The organism is Streptomyces sp. NPDC127106, assembly GCF_042677605.1.
Lineage (GTDB): Bacteria > Actinomycetota > Actinomycetes > Streptomycetales > Streptomycetaceae > Streptomyces.
In genome coordinates, this window is sequence record NZ_JBHXTC010000051.1 from 1 (window position 1) to 18349 (window position 18349).

At 73.6% G+C, this 18349-nt stretch carries 13 protein-coding genes; 3 read left to right on the forward strand and 10 right to left on the reverse strand.

Translation table 11 applies throughout. From position 1 onward, the window contains the following. Window positions 1-165: 165 nt before the first annotated feature. From ACFVGY_RS30010 to ACFVGY_RS30025, 4 genes are all read right to left on the reverse strand, one after another. The gene (locus ACFVGY_RS30010; RefSeq protein ID WP_385683069.1) at window positions 166-2586 is read right to left on the reverse strand and encodes a [protein-PII] uridylyltransferase; all 2421 of its coding nucleotides are present in this window, start codon (window positions 2584-2586) and stop codon (window positions 166-168) included. A gap of 16 nt (window positions 2587-2602) precedes the next feature. Beyond that, complete coding sequence (locus ACFVGY_RS30015) at window positions 2603-2941, reverse strand: P-II family nitrogen regulator (protein WP_179176219.1); 339 nt, start codon at window positions 2939-2941, stop codon at window positions 2603-2605. After that, on the reverse strand, window positions 2938-4287 hold the full coding sequence (locus ACFVGY_RS30020; RefSeq protein ID WP_385683072.1) for an ammonium transporter: 1350 nt from the start codon (window positions 4285-4287) through the stop codon (window positions 2938-2940). Before ACFVGY_RS30020 ends, ACFVGY_RS30015 begins: the two co-directional genes overlap by 4 nt. Before the next feature lie 323 nt (window positions 4288-4610). Then, window positions 4611-6116 (reverse strand): hypothetical protein, encoded by a 1506-nt coding sequence (locus tag ACFVGY_RS30025; RefSeq protein WP_385683075.1) that lies wholly within the window; start codon window positions 6114-6116, stop codon window positions 4611-4613. Window positions 6117-6523: 407 nt separating this feature from the next. Here ACFVGY_RS30025 and ACFVGY_RS30030 point away from each other — a divergent pair, with 407 nt between their 5' ends. Further along, a complete protein-coding gene (locus ACFVGY_RS30030) occupies window positions 6524-7192 on the forward strand; it encodes a bifunctional DNA primase/polymerase (protein WP_385683078.1) in 669 nt (222 codons plus the stop codon). 128 nt (window positions 7193-7320) lie between these two features. Here ACFVGY_RS30030 and ftsY read toward each other — a convergent pair whose 3' ends face one another. Further along, window positions 7321-8547, reverse strand: coding sequence for a signal recognition particle-docking protein FtsY (ftsY, locus tag ACFVGY_RS30035; RefSeq protein ID WP_385683081.1), 1227 nt, complete (start codon window positions 8545-8547; stop codon window positions 7321-7323). Window positions 8548-8726: 179 nt separating this feature from the next. Between ftsY and ACFVGY_RS30040 the strand changes: the two genes are divergently transcribed. Both ACFVGY_RS30040 and ACFVGY_RS30045 read left to right on the forward strand, forming a co-directional pair. Continuing rightward, a complete protein-coding gene (locus ACFVGY_RS30040; RefSeq protein WP_385683084.1) occupies window positions 8727-10196 on the forward strand; it encodes a cytosine permease in 1470 nt (489 codons plus the stop codon). Window positions 10197-10276: 80 nt separating this feature from the next. Then, window positions 10277-11263, forward strand: coding sequence for an LLM class flavin-dependent oxidoreductase (locus ACFVGY_RS30045; RefSeq protein WP_385683087.1), 987 nt, complete (start codon window positions 10277-10279; stop codon window positions 11261-11263). Window positions 11264-11313: 50 nt separating this feature from the next. On the opposite strand, the gene ACFVGY_RS30050 is transcribed toward ACFVGY_RS30045, so the two are convergent. The 5 genes from ACFVGY_RS30050 to ACFVGY_RS30070 form a co-directional block, all read right to left on the reverse strand. Next, window positions 11314-12747, reverse strand: a complete 1434-nt coding sequence (locus tag ACFVGY_RS30050) for a sugar porter family MFS transporter (protein ID WP_385683090.1) — start codon at window positions 12745-12747, stop codon at window positions 11314-11316. A gap of 230 nt (window positions 12748-12977) precedes the next feature. Then, complete coding sequence (locus tag ACFVGY_RS30055; RefSeq protein ID WP_385683093.1) at window positions 12978-16634, reverse strand: chromosome segregation SMC family protein; 3657 nt, start codon at window positions 16632-16634, stop codon at window positions 12978-12980. A 152-nt stretch (window positions 16635-16786) separates the two neighbouring features. Continuing rightward, on the reverse strand, window positions 16787-17002 hold the full coding sequence (locus ACFVGY_RS30060; RefSeq protein WP_030162422.1) for a hypothetical protein: 216 nt from the start codon (window positions 17000-17002) through the stop codon (window positions 16787-16789). 372 nt (window positions 17003-17374) lie between these two features. Further along, window positions 17375-17656 carry an acylphosphatase gene (locus tag ACFVGY_RS30065; protein WP_385683096.1) on the reverse strand — a complete coding sequence of 94 codons (282 nt, stop codon included), beginning with the start codon at window positions 17654-17656 and terminating at the stop codon, window positions 17375-17377. A gap of 284 nt (window positions 17657-17940) precedes the next feature. Beyond that, a complete protein-coding gene (locus tag ACFVGY_RS30070) occupies window positions 17941-18216 on the reverse strand; it encodes a hypothetical protein (protein ID WP_385683099.1) in 276 nt (91 codons plus the stop codon). Between the last annotated feature and the right edge of the window lie 133 nt (window positions 18217-18349).

Genomic DNA, 18349 nt, shown 5'->3' on the forward strand with positions numbered 1-18349 from the left:
GGAACATCCAGCCCCGCCGGCGTTTGAGGCGCGGGGGTGCGGGGGCGGAGCCCCCGGAGATCCAGCCCCGCCGGCGTTTGAGGCGACGGGGGCCGGGGCCGGAGTCCCCGGTTTCGGGAAGGGCGGGGCGGGCAGCGGCTCCGCGCAGCGGCAGGCGGCAGGCGGCTACGACAGGGCTTCGGCGAGGGCCGCGGCCACGGTGGCCGCGTCGCCCGGGTCGAGGGGCTTGCCCTCGACCGAGGTGACGTACAGCGAGTCCACGGCGTTCGCGCCCAGGGTCGAGACGTGCGCGCTGCGGACCCGCACCCCCGCACCCTCCAGCGCCCGCCCGATCCGGTGCAGCAGCCCCACCGCGTCGGGGGCGCGCACCTCCAGGACGGTGGCGAGCGAGGACACGTCCGGGACCACGGTGACCCGGGGCGGCGGCGGGACCACGCCGCGCCGGCGCGGGTACGCCGCCTCGCGGTCGGCGAGCTTCGCGGAGACGTCGAGGGAGCCGTCCAGGACCCGGACGAGGTCGGCGCGGAGCCGGGCGGCCTCGGGCAGGGAGCCGTACTCGGCGGCGACCCGCCAGTGGAGCACCAGGGCCTCGCCGAGGTGGTCGGGGAGTTCCAGCGCGCGCAGGTCGGCGGCGCGCACGGTGAGCCGGTGCAGGGCGAGGACCCCGGCGACGGCGGGCAGGACGCCCGGCTGGTCGGGGACGGCGACGGCCAGCTCCACTCCGACGGCGTCCTCCTCGTGCCGGGTGTGCAGGGCCAGGACGGGTTCCCCGGTCCGCAGGGCCTCCACGGCGAGGCGTTCCTCCTCGGCGGAGGGTGCCGGGTCGGGCTGCCCGGGGGCGGGGGCCCCGCCGAGGACGGCCGCGACCCGCCGGACGAGGTCGGCGACCAGGGAGGCCCGCCAGGCCGACCAGGCGGCGGGGCCGGTGGCGAGGGCGTCGGCCTCGGTGAGGGCGTGCAGGAGTTCCAGGGTGCCGGGGGTGCCGACGGCCTCGGCGACGGAACGGACCGTCGCGGGGTCGTCGAGGTCGCGCCGGGTGGCGGTCTCGGCCAGCAGCAGGTGGTGGCGGACCAGCGTGGCCAGGACGTCGGCGTCGGCCGGGCCGAAGCCCACGCGTACGGCCGTGTCGCGGGCGATGGTCTCGCCGACGACGCTGTGGTCGCCGGGCCAGCCCTTGCCGATGTCGTGCAGCAGGGCCGCCATCAGCAGCAGGTCCGGGCGGCCGACGCGGCGGGTCATGGCGGAGGCCCGGACGGCGGTCTCCACGAGGTGCCGGTCGACGGTCCAGGTGTGGACGGGGTTGCGCTGCGGGCGGCAGCGGACCCGTTCCCAGTCGGGCAGGAGCGCGGAGACGATGCCCTCGGCCTCCAGGGCCTCCCAGACGCCGACCGTCGGCTCCCCCGCCCCGAGCAGGGTGAGGAGCTGTTCGCGGGCCTCGGCGGGCCAGGGCGTCGGCAGCGGCCGGCTCTGGGCGGCGAGCCGGCGTACGGCGTGCGGCGAGACCGGCAGCCCGGCCTGGGCGGCGGCCGCGCCGAGGCGCAGGGGGAGGGCCGGGTCGCGTTCGGGGCGGGCGGCCAGGGCGAGCACGGCCTCCCCGTCGGACTCGACGACCCCCTCGGCGAGGGGGGCCCGTTCGGGGCTGGCGGCGCGGGCGCCGAGGAGTCCGCGCAGCCGGGGCCGGGCGGCGCGGGCGCGCAGGACGCGGCCGACCTCGCGCCAGGTGACGTCGGCGGCGTAGGCGACGGTCCGGGCGGCCTCGTAGACCTCGCGGAGCAGGGCGTCCGCGTCGAGCAGGCCGAGCCGGGCGGCGACCTGGTCCTGTTCCTGGAGGGCGAGCCGGTCGCCGGCGCGGCCGGTGACGAGGTGGAGGGCGTCGCGGGCGTCGAGGAGCCGGCGCCGGGCGTCGGCGAGTCCCTCGCGGGGGGCGTCGGCGAGCCAGGAGGCGGCGACGGCGCGCAGGGCCGTGATGTCGCGGAGGCCTCCGCGGGCCTCCTTGAGGTCGGGTTCGAGGAGGAAGCGGAGTTCGCCGCACCGCTCGGCCCGTTCCCGGCACATGGCGTGCAGCGCGGGCAGGCGCTTGGGGGCGTGGTTGCGCCAGTCGGCGAGGACGGAGGTGCGCAGGCCGGTGAGGAGGCCGAGGTCTCCGGCGACGGGGCGGGCGTCGAGGAGTCCGAGGTGGACCTTGAGGTCCTCGGCGGCGGTCCTGCGGGCCTCGCCGGGGGTGCGGACCGAGTGGTCCAGGGAGAGGCCGAGGTCCCAGACGGGGTACCAGATGCGGTCGGCGAGGCGGGCCAGGTCGGCGGGGGCGGCCTTGCCGTCGTGGAGCAGGAGCAGATCGAGGTCGCTGCGCGGGGAGAGTTCGCCGCGCCCGTAGCCGCCGACGGCGACGAGGACGGCGCCGCGTACGCCGGTCTCCCGCGCGGCGGTGGTGAACAGGGCGTTCAGCCAGTCGTCGGTCAGCCCGGCCAGCGCGGAACGCCGCGAGGGCCCGGACCGCGGCTCCTCCTGGAGGAGCCGCAGCCGGGCCGCGGCGTAACCGCTGGGTCCCGGGTCGGAGGTGCCCGTGGTCTCTTCGACGCTCGTCACCCAGGGTCTCCCGTCGCTAGAGCGCTTCGGCGCCGCGCTCGCCGGTGCGGACGCGGATGAGGGCGTCCACGGGGACGCTCCACACCTTGCCGTCACCGATCTTGCCGGTGCGGGCGCCCTTCACCAGGATTTCCATGACCGACTCGGCGTCGTCGTCCTCGACGACCACCTCGATGCGGATCTTGGGTACGAGGTCCACGGTGTACTCGGCACCGCGGTAGACCTCGGTGTGGCCGCGCTGACGGCCGTAGCCGCTGGCTTCGGAGACGGTCAGGCCCTGCACTCCGTACCGCTGGAGGGCGTCCTTGATCTCGTCCAGCCGGTGCGGCTTGACGATCGCGGTGATCAGCTTCATGCGTCAACCTTCTTGCTCGCGGCGGCAGCGGGGGCGGCGGTGTGGGCGGTGCTCCGGACGGAGGTGCCGCCGCCGGCCCCGCTGAAGTCGTAGGCGGTCTCGGCGTGCTCGACCTGGTCGATGCCGGAGACCTCGTCGTCCTCGGTGACCCGCATCCCCATCGTCTTGTCGAGGAGGAGGGCGAGCACGGCGGACGCGACGAGAGAGTAGGCGAGGACGGAGAAGACGCCCACGGCCTGCTTGCCGAGCTGTTCCAGGCCGCCGCCGTAGAAGAGGCCGGCCACGTCGGACTGGACCCCGCCGGTGGCGAAGAAGCCGACGAGGAGCGAGCCGACGATGCCGCCGACGAGGTGGACGCCGACGACGTCGAGGGAGTCGTCGTAGCCGAACTTGTACTTGAGGCCGACGGCCATGGCGCACAGCAGGCCGGCGATGGCGCCGATGGCGATCGCGCCGAGCGGGGAGCAGGAGCCGCCGGCGGGGGTGATGGCGACGAGGCCGGCGACCGCGCCGGAGGCGGCGCCGAGGGTGGTGAAGGAGCCGTGGCGCAGCTTCTCGTAGGCGAGCCAGGCGAGCATGGCGGCGGCGGTGGCGACCTGGGTGTTGAGGAACATCACGGCGCCGACGCCGTCGTCGTTGCCGAGCCAGGAGCCGGCGTTGAAGCCGAACCAGCCGAACCACAGCAGGCCGGCGCCGAGCATGACGAGGGGCAGGCTGTGCGGGCGCATCGGGTCCTTCTTGAAGCCGACGCGCTTGCCGATGACGAGGATGACGGCGAGGGCGGCGGCGCCCGCGTTGATGTGGACGGCGGTGCCGCCCGCGAAGTCGATCACGCCGAGTTCGAAGAGCCAGCCGCCGGGGGCCCAGACCCAGTGGGCGACGGGGAAGTAGACGAGGGTGACCCACAGGGCGGTGAAGAGGGCCCAGGCGCTGAATTTGACGCGGTCGGCGAGGGCGCCGCTGATCAGGGCCGGGGTGATGACGGCGAACATGAGCTGGAAGACGGCGAAGACGTAGACCGGGATGGTGTAGCCGTCCCAGAGTTCGGTGATGCCGATGCCGCTGAGGCCGAGGTAATCGGAGGACCAGCCGATGACTCCTCCGGTGTCGGCGCCGAAGGCGATGCTGAAGCCGTAGAGGACCCACAGGACCGTGACGATCCCGAGGCTGATGAAGCTCATCATCAGCATGTTGAGGCTGCTCTTGACGCGGACCATGCCCCCGTAGAAGAAGGCGAGTCCCGGGGTCATCAGCATGACCAGGGCGGAGCAGATGAGCATGAACCCGGTGTTCGCGGCGGAGAGCGTCGGGGCGTCTGCCGCGAGGGTCGTGATGGCTGATGCCATCGGCGTCTCCTCGTCGTCGGTACGTTCGCGTGCGGGCGATCGTGGAACGTGCAGCGGCGCAGGGGGTGGGCCGGGGGTGGTGGGCCCGGTTCCTGAGGGCTGGCCGGTTAATGGCCATGAGATTCGCGCAGGCCGGTTTCCGGCGGCGCCGCTCGATGTTTCGCGCCCGTGACGAAGAGGTCGGACGTGTTACGCGTCCATGAACGCGCGGTTCAAGGGGACCGGCCGCGGCAGCACCCGGGAGTCCTGGCTGGGGGAGCCTGATCGGGCTTCACGGGGTGTCTGCCGCGGCCGGGGCCTCGGGGGGCGGCCGGGTGGGGCCGTCAGACGGCCTCCGCGGCCTCGGGGAGCCGGGCGGCGAGGTGGTCGGTGAGCTGGACCACCTCGGCGACGTCGCCGTACTCACGGGCGGCGGTGTCGACGGTCTTCCGCAGCCGGGTGTTCACCCTTTCGGACCGAATCTTTCCGGCCACTTCGAGGGCCCGGTCGACGAGGACGACGGCCTGCTTGGGCTCGCGCTGGAGCAGGTGCACCGTGGCCATGCCGATGAGGTTGAGGGCGTAGGAGCGCTGGTGCACTTCGTCCTTGCCGAAGAGATCGACGGCCCGTTCCATGACGGGTTCGGCGAGGGAGGCGTACATGGGGCTGCGGCCGGCGACGTAGGCGAGGTCGCGGTAGGAGTGCGAGTTCTCGCCGTTGAGCTCGGCCTCGGTGAAGAAGCGGATCCAGTCGGGCTCGGGCTCGTTGCCGAAGGCGATGTCGCCGAAGGTGTCCTCGGCCATGCGGACGGCCCGCTTGCAGCGGCTGGGCTGGCCCATGTTGGCGTAGGCGCGGGCCTCCATCGCATACAGCATGGACTGGGTGCGGGGGCCGGCGCAGTCGCGGCTGCCGTACTGGGCGAGGTGGATGAGTTCCAGGGCGTCCTCGGGGCGGCCGAGGTGGATCATCTGGCGGCTCATGTTGGAGAGGATGTACGAGCCGAGGGGCTTGTCGCCGGCCTCCTTGGCGGCGTGCAGCGCGAGGACGAAGTACTTCTGCGCGGTGGGGTGCAGCCCGACGTCGTAGCTCATCCAGCCGGCGAGTTCGGCGAGTTCGGCGGCGACCTTGAACAGCCGCTTCATCACGGGCGCCGGGTGGGTCTCCTGGAGCAGGTCGGTGACCTCGTGGAGCTGGCCCACGACGGCCTTGCGGCGCAGTCCGCCGCCGCACTGGGCGTCCCACTGGCGGAACATCACGGTGGTGGATTCGAGGAGGTCGAGTTCCGGTTCGGACAGCCGGGGCGGGCGGTGGCCGCTCAGCGCTCCGCCGGAACCGGGCTCGCGGACGGCCGGGTCGGCGGCCGGCGCCGGGACCAGCCAGCGCTGCATGGGCTCGATGAGGGCGGGGCCCGCGGAGAGGGCGAGGGAGGTCCCGAGGAAGCCGCGGCGGGCGAGCATCAGGTCGCTGCGGGAGAACTCGCCGAGCAGTTCGACGGTCTGCGGGCCGGCCCAGGGCAGGTCCACGCCGGAGACGGACGGCGTCTGGTGGGCGGTGCGCAGGCCGAGCTGCTCGATGGCGACGACCGAGCCGAACCGCTCGGAGAACAGCTCGGACAGGATGCGCGGGACGGGCTCGCGGGGCTGTTCGCCGTCGAGCCAGCGGCGCACCCGGGACGTGTCCGTGCTGATGTGGTGGGCACCCATCTGCCGGGCGCGCCGGTTCACCTGGCGGGCGAGTTCGCCCTTCGACCAGCCGCTGCGCACGAACCAGGAAGTCAGCTGTTCGTTGCGGGCGGCTGGGCCCGGGAGGTCCGTTTCTCCACTCGTTCCGCTTGCGCCGTTGCCGCTCACTGGAACGCCCCCATCCGCTCAGTCCGTTCTCACGAAACCCTGGCCGTGGCGGCGGGCGCCGCCGGGGACCTTCACAGGTCCTTCACGCCTTGCCTCCGGCATAACCACATTCGGGTCCGCCTTTCGGGTTCGTGCACCGAAAGTAATCCTACGATCACCCCCGGGGCGAGCCCGATCGTCGAAACGCCACCATTCGCCACCCCTTCGTTTGGAGAAGCCACCCGCCAGGCGCGATTCACTTGGCACCGAGCCAAAAACGATCGGTTGGACGGGAGTGCGCTCGGGGCGCGCGCGGCGAGGAGTGCGCCGGGCATACCGCCGGAAACCGGGCCCGGGCCGCATCCGCCCGACCTCGTCACCACCGTCGTAACCACCGGCGCATCCAACCCGTTGGAGGGGGCATGGGCATGGGCTTCACGATCGGCAGCAGCCGCAGCACCAAGGAATTCCGCTCCGGCGCCCGGCGGCGCGGCCGGACGTCGGAGTGCACGGCGGTGGCGGAGTACACCGGGCTGTGGGGCTGGGACGCGGTCCCCGGCGCCCGGGCCGCGGCACCTGCCCGCAACTGCTCCTGCGGCCACGCGGACTGCCCCGCGCCGGGCGCGCATCCGCTGCCGCTCGCCCCCACCGTCAAGGCGGGCGCCACCCTGGACGAGGTCACCGCGACCTGGGGCGAGTACCCGGGCGCGGCGGTCCTGCTGCCGGTGGGCCGCGGCTTCGACGTCATCGAGGTCTCGGCGGAGGCCGGACGCCGGGCGCTGGTCCGGCTGGAGCGGATGGGCCTACCGCTCGGGCCGGTCACCGTGACCCCGGACGGCCGGGCCCAGTTCTTCGTGGCCCCGGGCGCGGCGGCCGAGCTGCCGCAGCTGCTGTACCGGATGGGCTGGGACGACGCCGACCTGGACCTGCGCGCCCTCGGGCACGGGGCCTTCGTGACCGCCCCGCCGTCCGACCACGCCGGCCTCGGCCCCGTCGGCTGGCTGCGCCCGCCGGCCCTCGACTCCGCGGGCGGTCCGCCACAGGCCCGGCTCCTGCTGGGCACGCTCGCGTACATCTGCCACCGGCTGCGGCGGTAGCGTCCCGCGCGACGGGCTGTGGGCCGGGCCGCCGCGGGACGGGCCCGCACGGCCGGCTCCCGGCCACATGCTGCGGCGCCCCCGCGTTCCGGGGGGAACGGGGGGGCGCCGGGGCGTGCGTACGGGGCTCAGTCGCCGATCAGGGCGTCGACGAAGGCCTCCGGCTCGAAGGGCGCCAGGTCGTCCGGGCCCTCGCCGAGGCCGACGAGCTTGACCGGGACGCCGAGCTCGCGCTGCACGGCGACGACGATGCCGCCCTTGGCGGTGCCGTCGAGCTTGGTGAGCACGATGCCGGTGATGTCCACGACCTCGGCGAAGACGCGGGCCTGGGTGAGGCCGTTCTGCCCGGTGGTGGCGTCGAGGACGAGCAGGACCTCGTCCAGCGGGCCGTGCTTCTCCACGACGCGCTTGACCTTGCCGAGCTCGTCCATGAGGCCGGTCTTGGTGTGCAGGCGGCCGGCGGTGTCGATGAGCACCACGTCGGCGCTCTCCGCGATGCCCTCCTTGACCGCGTCGAAGGCGATGGAAGCGGGGTCGCCGCCCTCGGGACCGCGCACGGTGCGCGCGCCGACCCGCTCGCCCCAGGTCTGGAGCTGGTCCGCGGCGGCGGCGCGGAAGGTGTCGGCGGCGCCGAGCACAACGCTGCGGCCGTCGGCGACGAGGACACGGGCGAGCTTGCCGGTGGTGGTGGTCTTGCCGGTGCCGTTGACGCCGACGACCATCACGACGCCGGGCGTGCCGGTGCCGCTCTCGGTCTTCACGACACGGTCGAGGTCGGTGCCGATCAGGGTCAGCAGCTCCTCGCGCAGCAGGGCCCGCAGATCGGCCGGGGTGCGGGTGCCGAGCACCCGGACCCGCTCGCGGAGCCGGTCGACCAGCTCCTGGGTGGGGACGACGCCGACGTCGGCGACGAGGAGGGTCTCCTCGATCTCCTCCCAGGTTTCCTCGTCGAGGTGCTCGCGGGACAGCAGCGTGAGCAGCCCCTTGCCGAGGGAGTTCTGCGAGCGGGCGAGCCGTGCGCGGAGCCGGACGAGGCGGCCGGCGGTGGGCTCGGGCACCTCGATCTCGGGGGCGGGAGCGGCCTGGGCCGGGACGACCGGCGGCGCCTCGGGAGCCGCAGGGGCCGCCGCCTCCGCCTCGGGGAGTACGACCTCCTCGATCGTGCGGCGCGGCTCTTCCGCCGTCGTGGCGGCGTCCTCCCCCACCTGCGGTTCGGCGGGCGGGGCAGTGATGGTCGGCGTGCTCGGCGGTGCCGGGGGCGGCAGCTGCTTCTTCCTGCGGCTGCCGACCACGAGCCCGCCGGCCACGACGACCGCGACCAGGGCGATGAGTAGAGCAATGATGAGGATGTCCATAGCGAAACTCAGTATGCGCGACCCGGTCGCCGGGCCCGGGGCATCCCCGCTCCGGCCGCGGTTGCGCCGCGGTCGGGTCCGGCCCGTCCCGCTCTCCGGCCATCCGCCGCGGTTTGTACCTTTCAGGTGATAACGGCAATGATGGGTGACTCTCTGCACACCACTCCATCGGAGCACGCATGCCTGCCGAGTCCGCCGACGGCGCCATAGAGACCCGCGGTCTGGAACCCGTACCCGACGACGAGCGCACCGGCCGGGTCCGGGAGCTCTTCCCCACCTGGGTCGCCGCCAACATCAGCGTGCTGCTGCTGACCATGGGCGCCGGACTGGTGATCTTCAACGGGCTCAACATCTGGCAGGTGCTGGTCGTCGCGGTAACCGCACCCGTCGTCTCGTACGGGCTCGTGGGCCTGATCTCCCTCGCCGGCCGGCGCGGCGGTGCGCCCGGCATGGCGCTGTCGCGGGCGGTGTTCGGGCAGCGCGGCAACCTCTTCCCCGGGGCGCTCATCTGGATCGCCCGGTGGGGCTGGGAGACCATCAACGCGGTCAGCGGCGCGTTCGCCCTGCTGACGGTGCTGGACCTGCTGTTCGGCGTACAGAAGAACACCGCGCTGATCGTGGTCACCCTGCTGTTGTTCGTCGGCTGCACCTTCCTGGTCTCCGGGCTCGGGATCAGCGCGCTGCGGGTGTGCTCGACCTGGTCGACGTACCTGTTCGGCGGGTTCAGCCTGCTGGTGCTGGGCTGGCTGGTCGCGGAGACCGACTGGTCCGCGGTGTTCGGCAAGCCGGCCGGCTCCACCGCGATGATGGTCGCGGGCATCGGCACGATCGCCGCGGGCGGCATCAGCTGGGTGCCGTCCGGCCCGGACTTCACCCGCTACCTGCCGCGCACGGCATCGACCAGGGGGGTGGTCGGCGCCACCGTCGGCGGCGCGGCCGTCGTCGTCATCCCCATGGTGCTGATGGGCGCGGTCATGGCGGTCGGGACCCCGGACCTGGCCTCCGCGCAGGACCCGGTCTCCTTCATCGGCCGCCTGCTGCCCGCCTGGATCGCGGTCCCGTACCTGCTGATCGCACTCCTCGGCATGCTGCTGATCAACTCGATGTCCATGTACTCGGCCGGGTTCACGGCGCAGACCCTCGGCATCAGGGTGCCGCGCGCGGCCGCGGTCAGCGTCAACGCCGCGATCAGCCTGGTCTTCGGCTTCCTGCTGATGGTCGTCGCCACCAGCTTCTTCGGCTCGTTCATCTCCTTCCTGACGCTGCTGGCGGTGGCCTTCTCCGCGTGGATCGGCGTCTTCGGCGTGGACATGCTGCGCCGGACGTCCTACGACGGGACCGCGCTGCTGGACACCTCGCGGACCAGTGCCTACTGGTACCGGGGCGGGTACGCCTGGCAGGCCATGGCGGCGTGGGGCGCGGCCCTCGCGGTGGGCCTGCTGTTCACCAGGGTCGACTGGTTCGCCGGGCCGCTGGCCGACACCTGGATCGGCGCGAACGGCCTGGGCTGGGCTGCCGGCATCCTCACCTCCGGGGCGCTGTACGCCGTACTGCCGCGCACGGCGCGGACGGAGTCGGCGGACCCGGCGGGCGGGCAGCCGGAGGTGGCGGCCGGGCGGTCCGAGCGGGCCGCGTCCCCGACCCGCTGACGCACCCCTGTCCAACTGACGCTCCGTCAGCTACGGTCCCCTTCGCCCGCCCAACCGCATCCGGCGAAGGGGACCTCCTCATGCCCGTCACCGTGGCCCGGTTCAACCTCGTCGATCCGAACGGCACCCCCGGGAGCCTGTCCGCCCGCTACCGGGCGGCACTGGAGATGGCACGGTACGCGGACGACCGCGGCGTCGACACCGTCCAGACCGAGGAGCACCACGGCACGGACAACAACTGGCTGCCCTCGCCGTTCGCGTTCGCGGGCGCGGTCCTCGGCGCCACCCGGCGGATCTCCGTCACCGTCTCGGCCGTCATCGGCCCGCTGCACGACCCGCTGAGGCTGGCCGAGGACATCGCCGTCCTGGACCTGCTGAGCGGCGGGCGGCTCGTCACCGTCGCGGGGATCGGCTACCGGCCCGAGGAGTACGAGCAGCACGGCGTCGAGTGGGGCCGGCGCGGCCGGCTCCAGGACGAGCTGCTCGAAACGCTGCTCGCGGCGTGGACGGGCGAGCCGTTCGCCTTCCGCGGCCGCACCGTGCGGGTGACCCCGGCGCCTTTCACCCGGCCGCACCCGCTGCTGCTGGTCGGGGGCAGTTCGCAGGCCGCGGCACGGCGGGCGGCCCGGTTCGGGCTGCCGTTCTTCCCGAGCGCGCACCTGCCGGAGCTCCAGGCGTACTACGCGGCGCGGCTGGCGGAGTACGGCACGGAGGGCTTCTGCCTGATGCCGGCGGCCGAGACGCCGCTGCTGCACGTCGCCGAGGACCCGGACCGGGTGTGGGCCGAGTACGGCGGCTGCTTCCTGCACGAGGCGGGCACGTACGCGTCCTGGCAGTCGAAGGACATCCGCAGCGCCGTGCGGTCGCGCGCGCGGACGGTCGAGGAGCTGCGCGCGGAGGGCGTGTACCGGGTGCTGACCCCGGACGAGGCGGTCGGGTACGCCCGGGCCGCCGGCGACGCGGGGAACCTGGTGCTGCACCCGCTGTGCGGCGGGATGCCGCCGGACGAGGGCTGGCGCAGCCTGCACCTGCTGTGCGAACAGGTGCTGCCCCGGCTCAGGAGCTGAGCCGGGGCAGCACCCGGTGCGAGAGGAGTGGGGGTTGTTGGCGGGGGTGGTTACCCCATCTCCTCCAACGCCTTGCCCTTGGTCTCCGGCACCCACTTGAGGATGAACGGGATCGAGAGCAGGGCGAAGCCGGTGTAGATCATGTAGGCGCCGGACAGGTTCCAGTCCGACAGCGTCGGGAAGGTGACGGTGACCAGCCAGTTGGCGACCCACTGGGCGGCTGCGGCGACACCGAGCGCCGCGGCGCGGATCCGGTTGGGGAACATCTCGCCGAGGAGCACCCAGACCACCACGCCCCAGGACAGGGCGAAGAAGAGCACGAAGGAGTGCGCGGCGACGAGAGCCACGGTGCCCTGGGTCTCGGGGATGGAGATCTCGCCGCCGACCTCGGTCTTGTACGAGAACGCCCAGGCGGCGGCGCCGAGGGAGACGGCCATGCCGGCCGAGCCGATCAGGGCGAGCGGCTTGCGGCCGAGCCGGTCGACGAAGATCATCGCAATCACGGTGCCGACGATGTTGATGATCGACGTGGTGAACGAGTAGAAGAAGGAGCTGCTCGGGTCGATGCCGACGGACTGCCACAGCGAGGAGCTGTAGTAGAAGATCACGTTGATGCCGACGAGCTGCTGGAAGACCGACAGGCCGATGCCGACCCAGACGATGGGCAGCAGGCCGAAGCGGCCGCCGAGCAGGTCCTTGAAGGTGGACTTGTGCTCGGACTTCATCGCGTGCTCGATCTCGCGGACGCGGCCGTCGAGGTCGGCGCCGGAGCCCTCGACCTCGGCGAGCACCTTGCGGGCTTCGTCGGTACGGCCGACGGAGATCAGGAAGCGGGGCGACTCGGGGATGACGAAGGACATCAGGCCGTAGAGCACGGCCGGCACGACCATGACGCCGAGCATCCACTGCCAGGCCTCGAAGCCGGCGATGTCGCCGCGCTGGTCGCCGTCGGCGAGGTTGAGGATGCCCCAGTTGACGAGCTGGGAGACGGCGATGCCGATGACGATGGCGGCCTGCTGGAACGAGGCGAGCCGGCCGCGGTAGGCGGGCGGGGAGACCTCGGCGATGTAGGCGGGGCCGATGACGGAGGCCATGCCGATGCCGAAGCCGCCGATGACGCGCCAGGTGGCGAGGTCCCACAGGGCGAACGGCAGGGCCGAGCCGAGGGCGCTCGCCGTGAACAGGACCGCGGCGATCTGCATGCAGCGGATGCGGCCGATCCGGTCGGCGATGCGGCCGGCCGTGGCGGCGCCGAGCGCGCAGCCGATCAGCGCGGCGGCGATGACCTGGGCGAGGGCCTCGGAGCCGATGTCGAACCGCTCGCGGACGGCGACGACCGCGCCGTTGATGACGGAGCTGTCGTACCCGAAGAGGAAGCCGCCCATCGCCGCGGCGGCGGTGATGAAGACGACGTGCCCGAGGTGGTCGGGATGGGCGGCGCGCCCGCTGCCCGGGGCCGGGGCTGCGCTCCTGCTGCTGCTCAAGGTGTGCTCCTGCATGCCCGGCTGCGGTGGCGGGCGGGGTGGGTGGGTGGTGCTTCCAGTGGCGCACAGCCGAAGATCCGGCACCACTCGAATGGATAGGGCGGCGGAGCGAGCTTATGTGTTCAGTTCTTGAAGTCAATAGGGGGAGGGGACTCCGCGGAGCGAGCGGGGTGGCGAGAGGTTTCGGGAGGCCGAAGGGCAGGACATTCACTTCTTGAAGCGAATCGAGGTCAGCGAAGCCGCTGGCTGATCACCTTGGAGACGCCGTCGCCCTGCATGGATACGCCGTAGAGGGCATCGGCGACCTCCATCGTCCGCTTCTGGTGCGTGATGACGATCAGCTGCGAGCTCTCCTGGAGCTCCTCCATGATCCGGATCAGCCGTTGGAGGTTGGTGTCGTCGAGCGCCGCCTCGACCTCGTCCATCACGTAGAACGGGCTCGGCCGGGCCTTGAAGATGGACACCAGCAGGGCCACCGCGGTCAGCGACCGCTCGCCGCCGGAGAGCAGCGACAGCCGCTTGACCTTCTTGCCCGGCGGCCGGGCCTCGACGTCGACACCGGTGGTCAGCATGTTGCCGGGGTCGGTGAGGACGAGCCGCCCCTCGCCGCCCGGGAACAGCCGGGAGAAGACCCCCTCGAACTCCCGGGCGGTGTCCCGGTACGCCTCCGCGAAGACCTGCTCGACGCGCTCGTCGACCTCCCGTACGACCTGGAGCAGGTCGGCGCGGGTCTTGCGGAGGTCTTCGAGCTGCTCGCTCAGGAACTTGTGGCGCTCCTCCAGCGCCGCGAACTCCTCCAGTGCGAGCGGGTTGACCTTGCCGAGCCGCTGGTGGGCGCGCTCGGCGGCCACCAGCCGCTTCTCCTGCTGGGCGCGGACGAACGGGCCGGGCCGGTTGCGGGGGTGCTCCGGGTCCGCGGGGAGTTCCTCCCCTTCGGCCGGTGGGCTCGGCGGCACCGGCTGGTCGGGTCCGTACTCGGCGACGAGGGCGGCGGACTCGACCCCGAACTCCTCCAGGGCGCGGCCCTCCACCTGTTCGATGCGCAGCCGCTTCTCGGCCCCGAGGACCTCGCCGCGGTGGACGGAGTCGGTGAGCTTGTCCAGTTCGCCCTTGAGGTCCCGGCCGCGCCCCCGAGCCTCGGCGAGTTCCCGCTCGCGCAGCGCCTTGGCCTCCTCGGCGGCGGCGCGCTCCTGCTCGGCGCGGCCGACGGAGACGTCGACGTGCGCGAGGAGCTGGCGGGCGCCGTCGGCGACGGCCCGGGCCACCCCGGCCTCGTACTGCAGCCGCCGGCGGCGGCGCTCGGCCCGCGCCCGCGCCTCGCGCTCGGCGCGGGCGCCGCGGTCGAGCGCGTCGGCCCGGCCGGCCAGGCCCTTGACCCGCTCCTCGTGGGTGCGCAGTTGGAGGCGGGCCTCCATCTCGGTCTGCCGGGCGTTGGCCCCGTCGGCGGCGAGCCGGTCGCGCACTGCGGTGTCCGGCTCCTCCCCGCCCTCGTCCCCGGCAGGGCCGCTCTCCTCGGCGGCGGCGAGCCGTTCGGCGCACTCCGCCACCTCGGCCAGGGCCTGCTCCAGCGCGTCCTGCGCCTTGGCCGCGGCGGCCGCCGTACGCTCGGCCTCGCCCGCAGCGCCCTTGGCCTGCCCGGCGAGCCGTCCGAGCTGCTGGGCCGCCCCGGCCCTGGCCTGCTCCGCGGCCCGGCGCTGCTGACCGGCCTCCTCGACCCGGGCGGCGAGTTCGCGGCGCAGTTCCCGGGCGGCCTCCTGGGCCTCGCCGAGTTCCTTGCACTGCCCGTCCAGCCGGTCCAGCTCGGCGGCCGCCTCGTCGACGGCGGCCTGCACCTCGATCAGGCTGGGGGCGGCCGCGGAGCCGCCGTGCGCGTGGTGTGCCCCGAGCACGTCGCCGTCGAGGGTGACGGCCACTGCGTCGGGGCGGGCCACGACGAGCGCCTCGGCCTCCTCCAGAGTTCCGACGACCACGTAGTCCCGCAGCACCCGCGCCACGGCCCGCACCAGCCCGGGCTCCCCGTGCACGAGCTCGGCCACGGGCGCCCCAGGCGTCCCTGGCGCCCCGAGGGGCCCGCCGTCGGGACCGCCCGGCGCGGCGGCCGGAACGGCCGCACCCGGCTGCGGGGCGGCCGGGTCGGAAGCCGGGACCGCCGGGTCGGAAGCCATGGCCGCCGGGTCCGGGGTGATCAGGAAGGCTGCGCGGCCTGCGTCCGCGGCGCGGAGGTGGCGGATGGCCCCGGCGGCCGCAGCCGGCGAGGCGACGGCCACGGCGTCGGCCGCGGCGCCGAGGGCCGCGGCGACCGCGGCCTCGTGGCCCGGGGTGACCGTCAACCGCTCCGCGGCCGGGCCGAGGAGTCCGGTCAGCCGTTCCTTCGCGGCGAGCACCGCCCCGGTGCCGTCCTTGCGGCGCAGCCCGAGCGCCAGCGCGTCCCGGCGGGCCGCGACCGCCGCCCGGGAGCGCTCGGCGGCTGTGGCCGCGTCCCGTGCCGCCGCGAGGGCGGTCTCCGCCGCCGCCAGCTCCGCCCGCGCGGCCTCGTACGCGCCGTCCGCCTCGGGCTCGTCGAGCCCGCCGACCTCCTCGGCCAGCGCCTCGTACTCCGCCTGCGCGGCAGCCGCCCGCAGCTCCGCCTCGTCGCGGGCCGCCACCAGCCGGTCGATCTCGGCCTGCGCCGCCCCGGCCCGGGACCGGGCCGCGCCCAGCCGCCCCGTCAGCCGGGCCAGGGACTCGCGCCGGTCGGCGATGGCCCGCGCCGCGTCCCGCAGCCGCCGCTCCTCCTCGGCGAGGGCCCGCTCCAGCTCGGCGCGGTGCTCGACCGTGTCCTCCAGGGCGCGGGAGGCCGCCTCCAGGGCCGCCGTCAGCTCCGCCTCCTGCTCGCGGATGCGTGCCGCCTCGCGCTCCATGTCCTCGGGGTCGCGGCCGCGCCGCTCCTCCTCGGCCGGAGCGGTGGCCGACTTGACCCGTGCCTCGGCGAGGGACGCCGTACCGCGCACCCGTTCGGCCAGCTGCGACAGCGCGTACCAGGTCTGCTGCGCCCGCTGGAGCCGCGGCGTGAGCTGCCGCACCGTTTCCTCCAGCTCCGCCTCCCGCCGCTGCGCCTCCGCGAGCTGGGCCTCGGCGGCTTCCTTGCGCTCCTTCAGCGCCGCCTCGTCGGCGATCTCCGCCGCCAGGGCGGTGCGCAGCGTGACGAGGTCGTCGGCGAGGAGCCGCAGCCGGGCGTCGCGCAGGTCGGCCTGGATCACGGCGGCCCGCCGGGCCACCGCGGCCTGCCGCCCCAGCGGTTTGAGCTGGCGGCGCAGTTCGTCGGTGAGGTCCTGTACGCGGGCCAGGTTGGCCTGCATCGCGTCCAGCTTCCGCAGCGCCTTCTCCTTGCGCTTGCGGTGTTTGAGGACGCCGGCCGCCTCCTCGATGAAGGCGCGGCGGCCCCCCGGATCGGCGTGCAGGACGGAGTCCAGCTGGCCCTGGCCGACGATGACGTGCATCTCGCGGCCGATGCCGGAATCGGAGAGCAGTTCCTGGATGTCGAGGAGCCGGCAGGTGTCGCCGTTGATCTGGTACTCGCTGCTGCCGCCACGGAACATGATCCGGGTGATGGTGACCTCGGCGTAGTCGATCGGCAGGGCGCCGTCGGAGTTGTCGATGGTCAGCGAGACCTCGGCGCGCCCGAGCGGCGGCCGGCCGGTCGTCCCGGCGAAGATGACGTCCTCCATCTTCCCGCCGCGCAGGGACTTGGCGCCCTGCTCCCCCATGACCCAGGAGAGCGCGTCCACCACGTTGGACTTGCCGGAGCCGTTGGGGCCCACCACGCAGGTGATGCCGGGCTCGAAGCGCAGGGTGGTGGCGGAAGCGAAGGACTTGAAGCCTCGCAGGGTCAGGGACTTGAGGTGCACGCCGCCGGACTCTACCTGTCGCTTTCGGTTTCACCCATGAAGGTGCAGGGCACAAGTGACCTCAAGGAATTCAGCTCCGCAAAAGAATGAAGGGACGCCGAAGCGTCCCTTGCAGATCGTGCGGGGCTGGAGTCGAGCGACGAGTGAGCGAATCAGGTGAGCGCAGGCTCCGCCTGGGGTACGTCGATGTCGATGCGGTCCAGCAGCGAGTCTCCGTGCTGAGCGGCGGCCGCGTTCAGCGCGTCGTTTTCGGACTGAATCCGTACGAGCTCGGACTCGAGGTCCTGGACGCGCTGCTGAAGCCGTCGCATCTCGGCGAGGAGTCGCGGGTCGGAACCGCCGACGTAACCGAGAAGCGCCTTTGCCATGATGGATGGTCCTCCACACTGAGTGACCGACCGAAGCGGTGTGGGTCGTGAGGGAATCGCACCCGCGGATGTCCGACAGCGACGGCCAGTCACTGCGCTTACTACTCCATCACTGCCAAACAGCTCAGGTGCGCGGGGCTTCCAGCGTCTCACCAAAAAGTTTGACGGTCAACACGATCACGCCCCGTATCGGCGGGCCGCCCGGTTCCCCCAAGGGGCGTGGAGATCGTCCGCTGCTTCGAGCGTTTCACGGTTCGGCGTCCCCGGCAATGCGCTCCGGGCCACCGCCGGGAGGCGCCCCGGGGCGAACGCGCAGATCCGGCCCCCTGTGCGAGGTCCGGAGATGTGATCAGTACATGATCATCCGGACGCTCACCTGATCGCGAAGTCGTCATAGCCGCCGCGCGGCGCCCCCCAGATTTCCGTCACCCCGTCGACCCTCCCGGGCGTGTCGGCGGAGCACAGCCAATCGAGCAGCCGGTGGCAATTCTCACGTTGACCTTCGGCCACCACCTGCACTCGCCCGTCGTCGAGGTTGAGCGCGAAGCCGACGAGCCCGCCGATCTCCAGCGCATTGGCCCTGGTGAACCAGCGGAAGCCCACTCGCTGTACACGGCCGCGCACCCAGGCGGTCAGGCGGACATCTTCGTTCATGCGTGAACGCTAACCGGGAGGGCGATCACGGAGGGCATCGCCCCCGGGCCCCGGGACGGTACAGTCGCGCAGCAACGAACTCACCCATTTGGGTGCACAAAGGATGATCTTGGACTTGTGAGGAAGGCAGGACCAATGGGACGCCACCGACTTCCCGCCGCGCCGCGCCGCGCCGACCGGCGCCCCACCGCGGTGCGCGCCGGCCTGCTGGGTGTCTCCGTGGCCGTGGTGCTGGCCACGGCGGCCGTCACCACCGGCGTGGTGCCGGTGGGCTCCTCCTTCCCCTACCTGGGGGTCACCGCGGCCGGCTCCGCCACCGACCGCACGGAGGCGAAGCCCGCGAGCACCCCCGGGTCCGGCCTCCCGGCCGAGCAGCAGGGCGGCCTCGCCAACCTGTCCGCCCGCGCCTCCTCCGCCCCCGACCCGGCCACCGCGCCGCCTTCGGGCTCCCCGTCGGCATCGCCCTCCTCCTCGGCCTCTCCCTCCCCGTCGGCCTCGCCGAGCACGTCCGCCTCCCCTTCCCCCTCGGCATCGGCCCCGGCGCCGGAGAAGAACGCCACCGCTCCGAAGCCGGCCGCCCCCCCGGGGGGGGCCCCCCCCCCCCCCGCCCCCCCCCCCCAACCCCCCCACCCCCCCCCCCCCCACACCCCCCCCCACCACCACCCCCACCCCCCCCCCCCCCCCCCCCCCCCC

Coding starts and splice junctions, on each gene's coding strand:
- ACFVGY_RS30015 (WP_179176219.1), bottom strand. CDS start 2,941: ATGAAGCTGATCACCGCGATCGTCAAGCCGCACCGGCTGGACGAGATC.
- ACFVGY_RS30020 (WP_385683072.1), bottom strand. CDS start 4,287: ATGGCATCAGCCATCACGACCCTCGCGGCAGACGCCCCGACGCTCTCC.
- ACFVGY_RS30030 (WP_385683078.1), top strand. CDS start 6,524: ATGGGCTTCACGATCGGCAGCAGCCGCAGCACCAAGGAATTCCGCTCC.
- ftsY (WP_385683081.1), bottom strand. CDS start 8,547: ATGGACATCCTCATCATTGCTCTACTCATCGCCCTGGTCGCGGTCGTC.
- ACFVGY_RS30040 (WP_385683084.1), top strand. CDS start 8,727: ATGCCTGCCGAGTCCGCCGACGGCGCCATAGAGACCCGCGGTCTGGAA.
- ACFVGY_RS30045 (WP_385683087.1), top strand. CDS start 10,277: ATGCCCGTCACCGTGGCCCGGTTCAACCTCGTCGATCCGAACGGCACC.
- ACFVGY_RS30060 (WP_030162422.1), bottom strand. CDS start 17,002: ATGGCAAAGGCGCTTCTCGGTTACGTCGGCGGTTCCGACCCGCGACTC.
- ACFVGY_RS30065 (WP_385683096.1), bottom strand. CDS start 17,656: ATGAACGAAGATGTCCGCCTGACCGCCTGGGTGCGCGGCCGTGTACAG.